The sequence below is a fragment of the Pseudomonas sp. URMO17WK12:I9 genome (assembly GCF_900230165.1).
GTDB lineage: Bacteria > Pseudomonadota > Gammaproteobacteria > Pseudomonadales > Pseudomonadaceae > Aquipseudomonas > Aquipseudomonas fulva.
In genome coordinates this window covers 1-13417 of the sequence record NZ_OCMQ01000006.1, presented here as the reverse complement: position 1 = coordinate 13417, position 13417 = coordinate 1, and the positions used below count along the sequence as shown (strand labels likewise).

Genomic DNA, 13417 nt, shown 5'->3' with positions numbered 1-13417 from the left:
GCCCTGTCAGGGCCTTGTTCGGGCATGGGTGAACCAGGCGAGCCTGGCACTCATCAGCAACGGATTCCGGCAACCCGGAACTTTTGACTTCGGCCAGGGAGCGGCAAGCCATTGCCCTTATTCCTGAGTCTGTCCCGAAGTCGGTACGCCCGCGCGGACGGATGCGCTTGCGTTGCGCATCCCCGCCAGGCAATCGAGCAAGTGGACGGAACGGTGGGCGCCCAATTGGGCGCCTGATCAATATAGAAACTGTGGAGACACCCACCCATGCAAACCGACACGACTCGCGAGAACCCGCAGGCCAAGGCCCCGCAGGTTGCCGAATCCAATCAGGATCTGGCCGCCACTGCCCCTGGCCAACTGCGCGTGATCAAGCGTAACGGTACTGTCGTCCCCTACACCGACGACAAGATCACCGTGGCCATCACCAAGGCGTTCCTCGCAGTTGAAGGCGGTACCGCCGCCGCTTCGTCGCGCATTCACGACACCGTCGCGCGCCTGACCGAGCAGGTCTCGGCCACGTTCAAGCGTCGCATGCCATCGGGTGGCACCATCCACATCGAAGAAATTCAGGACCAGGTCGAATTGGCCCTGATGCGCGCCGGCGAGCAGAAAGTCGCCCGTGACTACGTCATCTACCGTGAGCAGCGCGCCAAGGAGCGCGCCACCCGCGTCAGCACCGACGCCGTGGTCGAGCCGCACCCAAGCATTCGCATCACCCTGGCCGACGGTAGCCTGGCGCCGCTGGACATGGCGCGCCTGAACACCATCATCAGCGAAGCCTGCGAAGGCCTGGCCGAAGTCGATGGCGACCTGATCCAGCGCGAAACCCTGAAGAACCTGTACGACGGCGTGGCCATCAAGGACGTCAACACCGCCCTGGTGATGACCGCCCGTACCCTGGTCGAGCGTGAACCGAACTATTCGTTCGTCACCGCTCGCCTGCTGATGGACACCCTGCGCGCCGAAGGCCTGGCCTTCCTGAACGTCGCTGACAGCGCCACGCACCACGAAATGGCCGACCTGTATGCCAAGGCCCTGCCGGCCTACGTCGCCAAGGGCGTGGAGTTCGAGCTGCTCAACCCGGCCCTGGCAGCCTATGACCTGGAGCGCCTGGGCAAGGCCATCGATCACGAGCGTGACCAGCAGTTCACCTACCTGGGCCTGCAAACCCTGTACGACCGCTACTTCATCCACAAGGATGGCGTGCGCTTCGAGCTGCCGCAGGTCTTCTTCATGCGTGTGGCCATGGGCCTGGCACTGGAAGAAAAGGACAAGGAAGCGCGCGCGATCGAGTTCTACAACCTGTTGTCGTCCTTCGACTACATGGCCTCGACCCCGACCCTGTTCAACGCCGGCACCCTGCGCCCGCAGCTGTCGAGCTGCTACCTGACCACCGTCCCGGACGACCTGTCGGGCATCTACCACGCGATCCACGACAACGCCATGCTGTCCAAATTCGCAGGTGGCCTGGGCAACGACTGGACGCCGGTGCGTGCACTGGGCTCCTACATCAAGGGCACCAATGGCAAGTCCCAGGGCGTCGTGCCGTTCCTCAAAGTCGTGAACGACACCGCTGTTGCGGTCAACCAGGGTGGCAAGCGCAAGGGCGCTGTGTGTGCCTACCTGGAAACCTGGCACCTGGACATCGAAGAATTCATCGAGCTGCGCAAGAACACCGGTGATGATCGCCGTCGTACCCACGACATGAACACCGCCAACTGGATCCCTGACCTGTTCATGAAGCGCGTCTTCGACGACGGCAAGTGGACCCTGTTCTCGCCCTCGGAAGTGCCGGACCTGCACGACCTGACCGGCAAGGCCTTCGAAGAGCGCTACGAGTACTACGAAGCCCTGACCGAGTACAACAAGATCAAGGTGTTCAAGACCATCCAGGCCAAGGACCTGTGGCGCAAGATGCTCTCGATGCTGTTCGAGACCGGCCACCCATGGCTGACCTTCAAGGACCCGTGCAACCTGCGCTCGCCTCAGCAGCACGTGGGCGTGGTGCACAGCTCGAACCTGTGCACCGAGATCACCTTGAACACCAACAAGGACGAGATCGCGGTCTGCAACCTGGGCTCGATCAACCTGCCGAACCACATCGTCGATGGCAAGCTGGACACCGCCAAGCTGCAACGCACCGTCAACACGGCCGTGCGCATGCTCGACAACGTGATCGACATCAACTACTACTCGGTGCCGCAGGCGCGTAACTCGAACCTCAAGCACCGGCCGGTAGGCCTGGGCATCATGGGCTTCCAGGATGCGCTGTACCTTCAGCACATCGCCTACGGTTCCGACGCTGCCGTCGAATTCGCCGACAAGTCGATGGAAGCGGTCAGCTACTTCGCCATCCAGGCCTCCTGCGACCTGGCCGACGAGCGCGGCGCCTACGAGACGTTCCAAGGCTCGCTGTGGTCCAAAGGCATCCTGCCGCTGGACTCGCAACAGATCCTGATCGAGGCCCGTGGCCAGAAGTACATCGACGTCGACCTGAACGAAACCCTGGATTGGGCGCCGGTCCGTGCCCGGGTACAGAAAGGTATTCGTAACTCGAACATCATGGCCATTGCGCCAACTGCGACCATCGCCAACATCACCGGCGTGTCGCAGTCGATCGAGCCGACCTACCAGAACCTGTACGTGAAATCGAACCTGTCGGGCGAGTTCACCGTGATCAACCCGTATCTGGTTCGCGACCTCAAGGCCCGTGGCCTGTGGGACTCGGTCATGATCAACGACCTGAAGTACTACGACGGTTCGGTGCAGCAGATCGAGCGTATTCCGCAAGAACTCAAGGAGCTGTACGCCACGGCCTTCGAAGTGGAAACCAAGTGGATCGTCGACGCCGCTTCCCGTCGCCAGAAGTGGATCGACCAGGCGCAGTCGCTGAACCTGTACATCGCCGGTGCCTCGGGCAAGAAGCTGGACGTGACCTACCGCATGGCCTGGTACCGTGGTCTGAAAACCACCTACTACCTCCGTGCCCTGGCCGCCACCAGCACCGAGAAGTCGACCATCAACACCGGCAAGCTCAACGCCGTGTCCAGCGGTGGCGACAGCGCCCCGGTCCAGGCAGCCGGCCCTGCACCAGTGCCCAAGGCCTGCGCGATCGACGAGCCGGACTGCGAAGCCTGCCAGTAAGGCCAGGCCGAGGCTTCCTGCGGGAAGCCTCTTTTTTGTAGAGCCGTATGCAAGCCTGCGGGTGTGGCGCTGCCGCCCCGCTACCCGATACAAAAGCCGCAGCCACGCCGCTGGGGCCAGCCCGCCATGGGCACCGCTGATTTGCGTGCACCGCACCGCAACCAAGATCTACCGGCCATACTTCACAGATGGCCCTCGAGCAGGAGACTCTCACCATGCTGAGCTGGGACGAATTCGATAAAGAAGATGACGGCGAAGTCGCCGCCAAAGGCAACACCCCTGCGCAGGCTCACGCCGCCGCCACCCTCGACAAACTCGACAGCGCCGGCGGTGCCGCGGCCCTGGAAGCCCGCGCTGCCACGGCGTCGGACTCCGAGGCCGTCAAGCGCGCCAAGGCGGCCCTGGACGCCCTGGACGTTGCCGAAGGCCTGGCTGAGCTGGAAGGTTCCTCGGCCCGTGTGGCGGTGGATGAAAAGCGCATGATCAACTGCCGCGCCGACCTTAACCAGCTGGTGCCGTTCAAGTACGACTGGGCCTGGCAGAAGTACCTCGACGGCTGCGCCAACCACTGGATGCCGCAGGAGGTCAACATGACCGCCGACATCGCCCTGTGGAAGAGCCAGGACGGCTTGACCGAGGACGAACGCCGCATCGTCATGCGCAACCTGGGCTTCTTCTCCACGGCCGACTCGCTGGTTGCCAACAACCTGGCCCTGGCTGTGTACCGCCTGATCACCAACCCCGAGTGCCGCCAGTACATCCTGCGCCAGGCCTTCGAAGAGGCGATCCACACCCACGCCTATCAGTACTGCATCGAGTCGCTGGGCATGGATGAAGGCGAGATCTTCAACATGTACCACGAGATCCCGTCGGTCGCTAAGAAAGCGGCTTGGGGCCTTAAGTACACCCGCGCCATCTCCGACCCCGAGTTCAACACCGGCACCGTCGAGACCGACAAGGAACTGCTGCGCAACCTGATCGCCTACTACTGCGTTCTGGAAGGCATCTTCTTCTACTGCGGCTTCACCCAGATCCTGTCCATGGGCCGTCGCAACAAGATGACTGGCGTTGCCGAGCAGTTCCAGTACATCCTGCGTGACGAGTCGATGCACCTGAACTTCGGTATCGACGTGATCAACCAGATCAAGATCGAAAACCCGCACCTGTGGGATGCGGCGATGAAGGAAGAAGCCACCCAGATGATCCTGCAGGGGACTCAGCTGGAGATCGAATACGCCCGTGACACCATGCCACGCGGCGTACTGGGCATGAACGCGGCAATGATGGAGGACTACCTCAAGTTCATCGCCAACCGTCGCCTGACGCAGATCGGCCTGAAGGAAGAGTACCCAGGCACGACCAACCCGTTCCCGTGGATGAGCGAGATCATGGACTTGAAGAAGGAGAAGAACTTCTTTGAGACGCGAGTGATCGAGTACCAGACCGGTGGGGCGTTGAGCTGGGATTGATCTTCAAGGCGTAGGTGTTCACCTCCGGCTGAATTTTTTCACCAATACTAAACGTAGTCCTGATACTACAAGCGATGCTGATTAAGTGCACAATGCCCGGATGAGCTCATTGTGCACTTAATCCCTCTGAAATTTTTCTGATTCATCATCCACGCACCCCAGTTCGACCAGGAATAAGGAACGTAAGCGCGGTCCCGACATGCACCAGGCGAAGAAAGGTAACTCATATTTCTTCGCCATGAAGGCGCCTGTTAGTGCCGATGCCGAATCGGGCCTGGTGCACCCTGTACACGGTATAGCGGCGAATGTAGCCGCTGTAGCGTCATCTGTAGCGACGCGGGTTGTACCGGCTTGGAGAAGCAGCCGAAGCCTGGAAGAAGGCCGGTGATCTGGCAGATCTGCGGCTGAAATCGTTTCTTTCGTCAAACGATGAGCTTTGCGAATGGATCAAGAGCTTGTCACCTCTCCTGTCGCGTAAGGCCCCTGTGCGCCCTGCGCCGCAGTGATCAGAATGTTTCATTAAGCATTTCAGGATGTGTCCAGCATAATCGAGGGGATTGATCGTTCAACAACGAACAGATTCATGCTGGAGAACCGTCTATGCCTGCTTCGCCTCCCGCCCGGTCCAAGGCCGCGGCGGTTCTACGTGTCACATCTGGTAACTTCCTCGAACAATTTGACTTCTTCCTGTTCGGTTTCTACGCCACCCAAATCGCCTCAGCTTTCTTCCCAGCCTCCAGCGAATTCGCCTCGCTGATGATGACCTTCGCTGTGTTCGGCGCCGGATTCCTCATGCGGCCATTGGGGGCGGTAATTCTGGGCGCTTACATCGACGATGTTGGCCGCCGCAAAGGCCTCATCGTCACGCTGTCAATCATGGCTAGCGGCACGTTGCTCATCGTCCTAGTCCCCGGCTTCGCCACGATCGGCTATTGGGCACCCGCGCTCGTACTGCTTGGCCGCTTGCTGCAAGGCTTTTCCGCCGGTGCTGAATTGGGCGGGGTGTCGGTCTACCTAGCCGAAATGGCTACACCGGGTCGCAAAGGGTTCTATACCAGCTGGCAATCCGGCAGCCAACAGGTCGCCATCGTGGTCGCCGCCGCGTTGGGTTACGGACTGAATCAAAGCCTAGCGCCGGCCGAGATCAGCGAGTGGGGCTGGCGAATTCCGTTCGCCGCTGCCTGCATGATCATCCCGTTCATCTTCTTCCTGCGCCGTAACCTGCAAGAAACCGAAGCGTTCGAGAAGCGTCAGCATCGCCCGACCATGAAGCAAGTGATCGCTACCCTAGGCCGCAACTCATCGGTAGTCATCGCGGGCATGCTGATGGTCGCCATGACCACCAGTGCCTTCTACCTGATCACTGTGTACGCTCCTACCTTTGGTAAGACTGTACTCAACCTGAGCACAAATGACGCGTTGCTGGTGACGCTTCTGGTAGGCGTGTCCAACTTTATCTGGCTACCCATCGGCGGCACGCTCAGCGACCGTTTTGGTCGTAAACCAATCCTGATCGCCATGACCGTACTCACCCTGTTCACCGCTTACCCAGCACTGTCTTACCTGGCCCATGCGGCAAGCTTCGCACACATGCTTGAGGTACTGCTGTGGTTCTCGTTCCTCTATGCGATGTACAACGGTGCGATGATCCCGGCGCTCACGGAAATCATGCCAGTCGAAGTGAAGGTAGCGGGCTTCTCCCTAGCCTACAGCTTGGCTACGGCCCTGTTCGGCGGTTTCACACCGGTCATGTCGACCTGGTTGATCCATGAAACCGGTGACAAAGCAGCGCCTGCTTACTGGGTCGCATTCGCTGCACTGTGTGCGCTGTGCGCGACGCTTGTGTTGTATCGTCGAATAGCAAGGAAGGACCGGGTTCCAGTTTGAACCCTTCTGAGTCGCTGTTCACCTTACAGTTGCAGCGCAAGTCATTATCCACTTTTAGTGATCACCACCCGGCTCCACCCGCTGCACGGCAACCTGTTGGCGGGTGGTCATGTCGGCCAGTATCACTTCCCCTTCCTGGTGCGTCGGGGTGATCATCAGCGAGCGGACAAAGTGCTCGTTGCCGCCCTTGCGCGCCTGCACATTCTCGAACGCCACGATGATCGTATCGTTGCGCCAGTTGTTGGTATCGAAGCCGCCTGCGGCGACGAACTCGCGGATGTCGCGCACGTCGTTGAAGGTGTTGGCCGGCAGTATCAGTAAGCGGCCTTTGAGGAACACCTCGTAGTACTGGTGCGGGCCGGCCGGCCAGTTGTGGGCCACCACGTGTTCGATGCGCCAGTCGTAGACCGTGTTCTGATAAACCAGCACGCGCTCGACTTTTTGGCCGTTACATGCGGCAAGCCATGGCAACAGCAGCGCGGCGAGCCAGGTGCGTGTGAAGCGTTTGTTCATCCAGCGGCTTCCTTGCGTAATCTTTTGTGAGCATTGCGCGCTGGCGGGCTGCCAGCGAACAGTTCGGTACTTTACCAGACAGACCCACCCCGCCCATGGGCTGGGTAGCAGGTCAATCCAACTGTTGGGCCCTCAGGCTTTGTGCCAGCAGGTCGATGAAGGTCCGGACCTTGGTTGAACCGTATTTGCTCTCCCGATGCAGCACATGAATCGGCCACGGGGCTTCTTCGTATTCAGCCAGGATCACTCGCAGTTGCCCGCTGGCCAGCTCGTCAGCCACCTGGTAGGACAGCAGGCGGGCGATCCCCAGCCCGCCACTGGCGGCGGCAATCGCCCCGTCGTTGCTGGTGACGGTCAACCGTGGCTTGACCCGCACCAACGTCGATTCGTCGGTCACCCCGAAGCGCCAACCAGCGCGCGGTGACAGGTCGGTGGTGCCAATCACCGCATGACTTGCCAAGTCGGAAGGATGTTCGGGTGTGCCATAGCGGGCCAGGTATTCAGGCGAGGCGCACAACATGCGGCGTACCTTGCCCACGCGCAATGCCTTGAGGCCCGAATCGGGCAAGGGGCCGATGCGCACGGCCACGTCCATGCCCTCCTCGACCATATTCACGATGCGGTCCAGGAAGTAGGCGCTAATGTCGACCTCCGGAAACCGTTGCAAGTACTGCACGATGCACGGCATGACGAACTTCTTGCCGAACAGGCTCGGGGCGGTGATGGCCAGATCGCCCTTGGGGGTGGCGTTGATGCCGGCAGCGGCTTCGTTGGCCTCGTGAATGCTGGCGAGGATGTGCCGGGTGTCCTCCAGGTAGCGGCCGCCGGCTTCAGTCAGGCGCACACTGCGGGTGGTGCGCAGCGCCAGCTTGACACCGAGTTGTTCCTCCAGGGCGACGACAGCACGGGTGACGGCCGCTGGGGAGATATCCAGGCGACGCGCAGCCGCGGCGAAGCTTTCCAGTTCGCCTACGGCGACAAACACCTTCATCAGGTGGATCTGGTCCATGCGGGCTCCTGGGGGTGGGAATACAGGCATTATGTTTGATTCAAGGCGCTTGTGCTGCCTGTTCTGGCCGATCAGATATCAAGCACCAGCGCCTGCCCTGGCTCATCCACCTTCGCGGGCACCGCACAACAGATCAGCGCGCTCCCGCTCTGCGGCATTTCGCCTGGGAGGTTAGGGTAATGCACCTGGCCACTGAGCAACCGCGTTTTGCAGGTGCCGCAGGTTCCACCCCGGCAACTGAACTCCGGCGACAGGCCATGTGCCTCGGCCAACTCCAGCAGTGTGCCGCTGGAGGGTGACCACTGCGCCTGTTTGGCTGATGCCGCAAAATGGACCGCGACTGACTCGCTGGCAGCAGGCGGTTGCTGCAGGGTCGGCTGGCCGGCGTCGAAGTGGCGGCGAAGGCTAGACGGGCCGAACGCCTCGGCATGAATCCGCGTGTCCGGCACATGCAGGCCGCGTAGCCCCTGGTAGAGGTCCTGGGTGAAGCTGCCTGGGCCGCACAGGTAGAAATCGTAGTCATCCAATGTCAGTGTGGCTTTGACGTGCTCGATACTCAGCCGGCCGGCAAACTGATAATCACGACCTGGCCGGGCGTGATCTTCGGGTTGGCTCAGGGTGCGGTGCACGTGCAGCAGCCCTGCGGCGTGATGTTGCAAGTGTGCCAATTCCTTGTGGAATGCCAGATCAGCCAAGCTACGGGCGCCCTGGAAAAGATGAATGACCCGCGCCGGCCCTTGCTTCAACTGCTCGCGCAACATGGCCAGCAAAGGGGTGATGCCTACGCCAGCGCCAATCAGCACCAGCGGCCGAGTGCTGTTCAGATCCAGCGTGAAGCCGCCTACCGGCGGGCGCACCTGCAGCACATCGCCTGCCACGACGCGCTCATGCAGGTAGCGCGAAGCGGGCCCCTGTGCCTTGACGCTGATGCGCACATGACCGTCGGAAGGCGCGCTGGACAGGCTGTAGGTGCGGATCAGCGGCTTATGCGGGTCCAGCGGGATTTGCACCGGCACATGTTGCCCTGGCGCGAACGTCACTGCGCTAGCGCCAGGCGGCTCGAGGTAGAACGAGCGGATATCACGGCTTTCCTGCTCCACCCGCAACACGCGCCAGGGTTGCCATGGCGCCTGTTGCGAGCGTTGCGACAGATGGCCCCAGGTGCCAGTCGCCAACGTGGTAGGCGCGTAGTCCTTGAATGCCCAACGCAGGCCAACTGCGCCCGGACGCCATACCACATGCTCGACCTCCAGCGTCCAGAGGCGCTCGGCGCCCTCGAACAATGGGATGTCGGGGCTGTCCAGCAGCAGCTTGGCACGCCCATACAGTTGCAGCACGTTGCCATTGCTGAAGTCGATGAACAGCAGCCCAGCACGGGGGTTTGCCAGCAGGTTGCCCAAAGTATTGAAGTGCAGGTTCCCGGCGTAGTCGGGGATGGTCAGGAGACTGCCTTCAACCCTGACGAACCCAGGTCGTCCGCCGCGGTGGGAGACGTCCACCGCTCGCTGGCCGTCGGCGTGCTCGACATAACTGGCGACGAAGAAGGTATCGGCTGCCTGAATCAGACTGACGGCATCGGCATCCAGCGCTGTGGAATCGATACGCCCTTGTGGCATTTGCGCGACCCGGATGTAGTCGCGCCGTTGGATATATTGCGGGCAGTTGCCGAATGACTGAGCCACAGTCACCTGCAACTGCTCATGGGTGGCCTGGTGGATGCGGCCGTTGAGACGGTTGCGTCGACGGGTGTGCAGTTCGATGCCCAACAGGCCGACTGCCTGCCCGGCGGCCAGCCCTGGCGTCGCCGGATCGTCGGCTGGCGGTTGGATATCGATTGTCAGCTCACGAGGATGGGGCGAGCGGATGAAACCTTCCGGCCCCTCCAGCAAGGTCGCCCACGGACGGCCCTGCGCGTCCACGCTGGCGGCAACAATGAACGGCAGCTGGTGGTAGAAGGCGCGGTGCTGATCGGGCATGTAGTCGCGAATGACCTTATGCCCCACCGCCTCCATGCGCGCTGCTACACCCACCTTTTCCTGCAGGGTTTTCTCGCCTGGGTGCCAGGGCGATGGGCGATGGTCGTGTATGTGCTGCATGGCGACGTCCTCGGGGGCGGTACGGTGTCAGGCGTTGGTCTGCAGCCCGATCTGGGTACGTGGCATGGCCACGAAGCCGGGCAACGCTTCGATTCGCATCAGCCAGTCGCGCACATTGGCATAGGGCTCCAGCGACACATTGCCTTCAGGTGCGTGGGCGATGTACGAGTAGTTGGCGATATCGGCGATGGTTGGCGTATGACCTACCAGGAACGGTCTTTTGGCCAGTTCGGTATCGATCACCTTGAGCAGCCCATGGGCGCGTGCAATGACCTCGTCGGTATCGAATGCCGCACCAAACACGGTCACCAGGCGCGCGGCGGCCGGACCGAAGGCCAGCGGGCCGGCAGCCACCGACAACCAGCGTTGCACGGCAGCGGCTGCCACCGGATCTTCGGGCAGCCATGCGCCGCTGTCATATTTCTTGGCCAGGTACACCAGGATGGCGTTGGAATCAGCGATCACCGTGCCGTTGTCATCGATCACCGGCACCTGGCCGAAAGGGTTGAGGGCCAGGAACTCGGGTTGCTTGTGTGCGCCTGCTGCCAGGTCAACGAAAACCAGTTGGGTTGGCAACCCAAGCAGGGAAAGCATGAGCTCGATGCGGTGCGCGTGACCGGACTTGGGGAAGTTGTAGAGCTTTATTGGGGTGGACATCGGCATGGCTCCTGATCAGCGCCGGCATAGCGCTGGTAGAGCCATACTGCATGTATCGGTGCAGGAGCAGAATCAGCGCCTGGAGCAAGCCTCAATTTCGCTGGTCGAAACAATTGGCCTGTGTAGCGCTGGCTATAAAGGGTGATGCAGTGACCGGACACACGTATGTACCAAGCTCTGTGCGGCAGTGACTGCAAGGGCTTGTGTTTCAGGAATGACGGTTGTGGAGATAGAGCCGGTGCACAGCCTCTACGACGCGGGGAACTGTGGCTTGATGTTCCTCAGAGCTCATCTTATCGAGCAATGGAAAACTCTTCTCCTCGCCATGGAGCGCGATTGCATCGAAGTGATGTCGAAGCCCAGCAGGCAAAGGCGGCCACTGACCTACTTCTACCCCTTTCATGTAGCCAAAGCACCAGTCCTTGAGAACCACGACATCGCCGTCTGGAAGTTCTCGTACTTCGAATAGCAGTTCAAGTTCATCGGTTGCCTGCGCAAGCATCTGCAACACACGGTTGTGGAACTTGATGAGTAGATCAAAATAACGCTGGCTCTGCGCCTTGCTTTTGAAATGAGGCAGCTTTCCCCACCTACCACGGGTAGCCATTCGCTTGGGGGTACAACGCGCGGTGTGCTGCACAGCGCGTTCATGAAGCCGTCCAGCTCGGACAGGGTAAGTATGGCGTTGTCGTTACCGTGCTTGAACAACAACTCTCATTGCTTTACCGCTGCTGTGAATGAAATCGGTAAAGCTGGCGAACGGCATCGATGACGTGGGGCACGCACTGCTGGATATCCTGTTCGGACATCTGGTCCAATAACTCGACGTTATCTTCCAGCCCATGCAGCGAGATGGTCTTGAGCAGCGCATCCTGTTCTGGAGGCAGAGCAGCCCAACCCGCGACTTGGGTGCCACGCATGTAGCCAAAGCACCACTCCTCCATGACGACTTCGGTCCCCTGGTCGCCCTCGCCTTGCTCGAAAAGCGGCTGGAAACCATCGACATTGTCTTCCAGGTCTTCGGCCACCTGACTGGCGTAGCGCAGCATCAATGCCGTATAGGCCTCTTCGTCAGCCGGCTTCTTGAACTTGGGAACATGACCGCCGGCTACTGCTGGCAGCCATTCCATAGGCTGGACGGTATTGGGTGAGCTGGCCAGGGCGGTGAAGAACCCGTTGAGCTCTGCCAGATTGATGACCGAGTAATCATTGCCGTAGACGATCAACATGTCTTCGAGGCGATTGAGCTCTTTTTCGGTAAGCGGTAAGAACATGCAGTAGGGTCCTGGCAGTCAGATGTCCGTGCACCCTAACATAAAGACCTCGTGCACAGCGCCTGCGCGCCACATACGCATCATATAGGTCTGCCTGAATGGCGTGCTCAACTCCTTAACGTGGTATGGCCTCATGCAGGCGATAACCGAGGGCTACGTCGTAAAGATCTGTACGTCGATCGCGGGGTACGCCATTCAAGGCGTTGCAAGCGGCCGAGCGAGCACTGCTCAGGTCTATATCGGCGAAGACGGTGGTCTGCTCCTCTGCACTTGCCACCTCGCCGATAGGCCAGCCGTTGGTTCCAGCAATCAGCGAACATCCCAGAAACCGCTTACCTCGCTCGTTCCCGATACGATTGGCAGCGGCGATGCAGACGTTATTGACGTGAGCGGCCGTCATAGTCAGGTAATTGGCCATGCACCGGTCTGTCTGATCGAATAGCGGGGGTGGCGTCCAGACCCAGTTATTGAGGCTGCAGATCAGATCGGCCCCTTGGGCTGACAGCACCCGGGGCACTTCCGGGAACCAGATATCACAACCGATCAAAAGACCAATGCGGCCTATCGATGTTTCGAATACTGGAAAGCCCGAGTTACCTGGGGTACACCACAGGTTTTCCTGGGCTCCCAAGTGAGCCTTGCGGTAATGCCCGAGCAAACCGCTCGGGCCGAACAGCACCGCACTGTCATACAGTTTAAATCCATCCTGTTCGACGAACCCGGCAGCCAGGTAGATCTGATATTGCTCGGCCAGGTCGGCCCAAACCTGCACGCTGGGGCCGTGCTCAAGCGTCTCGGCGTGAGCATATGCTTCTGCTCGCGACACAAAGGTGTAGCCCGTGTTGGTGAGTTCGGGCAGCACAATGAGGTTGGCTCCAGCACGCGCGGCGCTGCGTGCCAATGCCACGCTCTTGGCGAGGTTACCAGCGCAATGTTCAAGCCCGACCTGAGGGGCGAACTGGATGACTGCAATGCGTGCCGGGCTGAATGCGGCCATGATGCCTTCCCTCTTTGATCGTTTAGAAGGAAGCCAGTAGAGCCGGCTTTCGTTAACCGGATACAGTCGGGCGTTTCTGATAGGTCGGTAGGATTCTACGGTTCAGATGGTAGGCGAGGTCTTACAGCTCAAATCACGTCTTCAGCTGCAATAGCTATGGGTAGCCCCAAAGACAAAACCCCTACCTGCATACGCAGATAGGGGTTTTGCGAAATGAATCTTGACGATGACCTACTCTCACATGGGGAAACCCCACACTACCATCGGCGATGCATCGTTTCACTACTGAGTTCGGGATGGGATCAGGTGGTTCCAATGCTCTATGGTCGTCAAGAAATTCTGTAGCCAGAATGTCCTGTTGGACAGCC

General features: G+C 60.2%; 10 protein-coding genes, 1 rRNA gene and 2 pseudogenes. 4 read left to right on the top strand and 9 right to left on the bottom strand.

Going from position 1 to position 13417, the window contains the following annotated elements; translation table 11 throughout:
• Positions 1 to 267 precede the first annotated feature (267 nt).
• The 4 genes and pseudogenes from CRP40_RS13635 to CRP40_RS13625 all read left to right on the top strand — a co-directional run bounded on the left by CRP40_RS13635 (position 268) and on the right by CRP40_RS13625 (position 6503).
• Positions 268 to 3147: a ribonucleoside-diphosphate reductase subunit alpha gene (locus CRP40_RS13635; RefSeq protein WP_027914193.1), complete on the top strand. Its 2880-nt coding sequence runs from the start codon at positions 268 to 270 to the stop codon at positions 3145 to 3147.
• Between the two features lie 215 nt (positions 3148 to 3362).
• Positions 3363 to 4616, top strand: a complete 1254-nt coding sequence (locus tag CRP40_RS13630) for a ribonucleotide-diphosphate reductase subunit beta (RefSeq protein WP_023536270.1) — start codon at positions 3363 to 3365, stop codon at positions 4614 to 4616.
• A 157-nt stretch (positions 4617 to 4773) separates the two neighbouring features.
• Positions 4774 to 5015: pseudogene (locus CRP40_RS22220) on the top strand (IS5/IS1182 family transposase); the annotation flags it as partial.
• Positions 5016 to 5216: 201 nt separating this feature from the next.
• Entirely contained in the window at positions 5217 to 6503 is a 1287-nt protein-coding gene (locus tag CRP40_RS13625) for an MFS transporter (protein WP_027914192.1), read from the top strand.
• Between the two features lie 54 nt (positions 6504 to 6557).
• On the opposite strand, the gene CRP40_RS13620 is transcribed toward CRP40_RS13625, so the two are convergent.
• The 9 genes and pseudogenes from CRP40_RS13620 to rrf all read right to left on the bottom strand — a co-directional run bounded on the left by CRP40_RS13620 (position 6558) and on the right by rrf (position 13383).
• Positions 6558 to 7016, bottom strand: coding sequence for a hypothetical protein (locus tag CRP40_RS13620; RefSeq protein WP_027914191.1), 459 nt, complete (start codon positions 7014 to 7016; stop codon positions 6558 to 6560).
• Positions 7017 to 7128: 112 nt separating this feature from the next.
• The gene (locus tag CRP40_RS13615; RefSeq protein WP_027914190.1) at positions 7129 to 8025 is read right to left on the bottom strand and encodes a LysR family transcriptional regulator; all 897 of its coding nucleotides are present in this window, start codon (positions 8023 to 8025) and stop codon (positions 7129 to 7131) included.
• Between the two features lie 71 nt (positions 8026 to 8096).
• The gene (locus CRP40_RS13610) at positions 8097 to 10121 is read right to left on the bottom strand and encodes a pyridoxamine 5'-phosphate oxidase family protein (RefSeq protein WP_027914189.1); all 2025 of its coding nucleotides are present in this window, start codon (positions 10119 to 10121) and stop codon (positions 8097 to 8099) included.
• Between the two features lie 27 nt (positions 10122 to 10148).
• The gene (locus CRP40_RS13605; protein WP_027914188.1) at positions 10149 to 10778 is read right to left on the bottom strand and encodes a glutathione S-transferase; all 630 of its coding nucleotides are present in this window, start codon (positions 10776 to 10778) and stop codon (positions 10149 to 10151) included.
• 208 nt (positions 10779 to 10986) lie between these two features.
• Entirely contained in the window at positions 10987 to 11418 is a 432-nt protein-coding gene (locus CRP40_RS13600) for a UPF0149 family protein (RefSeq protein WP_304650366.1), read from the bottom strand.
• Positions 11418 to 11486 (bottom strand): annotated as a pseudogene (locus CRP40_RS22295) (metal-binding protein); the annotation flags it as partial. The gene CRP40_RS13600 and the pseudogene CRP40_RS22295, both read right to left, overlap by 1 nt.
• 14 nt (positions 11487 to 11500) lie before the next feature.
• The gene (locus tag CRP40_RS13595) at positions 11501 to 12052 is read right to left on the bottom strand and encodes a UPF0149 family protein (RefSeq protein ID WP_027914186.1); all 552 of its coding nucleotides are present in this window, start codon (positions 12050 to 12052) and stop codon (positions 11501 to 11503) included.
• 115 nt (positions 12053 to 12167) lie between these two features.
• On the bottom strand, positions 12168 to 13049 hold the full coding sequence (locus CRP40_RS13590; protein WP_033694986.1) for a nitrilase family protein: 882 nt from the start codon (positions 13047 to 13049) through the stop codon (positions 12168 to 12170).
• Positions 13050 to 13267: 218 nt separating this feature from the next.
• Positions 13268 to 13383, bottom strand: a 5S ribosomal RNA gene (rrf, locus tag CRP40_RS13585).
• Positions 13384 to 13417 lie beyond the last annotated feature (34 nt).

What these genes read in the sequence shown, in the direction of transcription:
- CRP40_RS13605 (WP_027914188.1), bottom strand. Translation starts at nt 10,778, where the DNA reads ATGTCCACCCCAATAAAGCTCTACAACTTCCCCAAGTCCGGTCACGCG.
- CRP40_RS13635 (WP_027914193.1), top strand. Translation starts at nt 268, where the DNA reads ATGCAAACCGACACGACTCGCGAGAACCCGCAGGCCAAGGCCCCGCAG.
- CRP40_RS13615 (WP_027914190.1), bottom strand. Translation starts at nt 8,025, where the DNA reads ATGGACCAGATCCACCTGATGAAGGTGTTTGTCGCCGTAGGCGAACTG.
- CRP40_RS13625 (WP_027914192.1), top strand. Translation starts at nt 5,217, where the DNA reads ATGCCTGCTTCGCCTCCCGCCCGGTCCAAGGCCGCGGCGGTTCTACGT.
- CRP40_RS13630 (WP_023536270.1), top strand. Translation starts at nt 3,363, where the DNA reads ATGCTGAGCTGGGACGAATTCGATAAAGAAGATGACGGCGAAGTCGCC.
- CRP40_RS13590 (WP_033694986.1), bottom strand. Translation starts at nt 13,049, where the DNA reads ATGGCCGCATTCAGCCCGGCACGCATTGCAGTCATCCAGTTCGCCCCT.
- CRP40_RS13620 (WP_027914191.1), bottom strand. Translation starts at nt 7,016, where the DNA reads ATGAACAAACGCTTCACACGCACCTGGCTCGCCGCGCTGCTGTTGCCA.
- CRP40_RS13610 (WP_027914189.1), bottom strand. Translation starts at nt 10,121, where the DNA reads ATGCAGCACATACACGACCATCGCCCATCGCCCTGGCACCCAGGCGAG.
- CRP40_RS13595 (WP_027914186.1), bottom strand. Translation starts at nt 12,052, where the DNA reads ATGTTCTTACCGCTTACCGAAAAAGAGCTCAATCGCCTCGAAGACATG.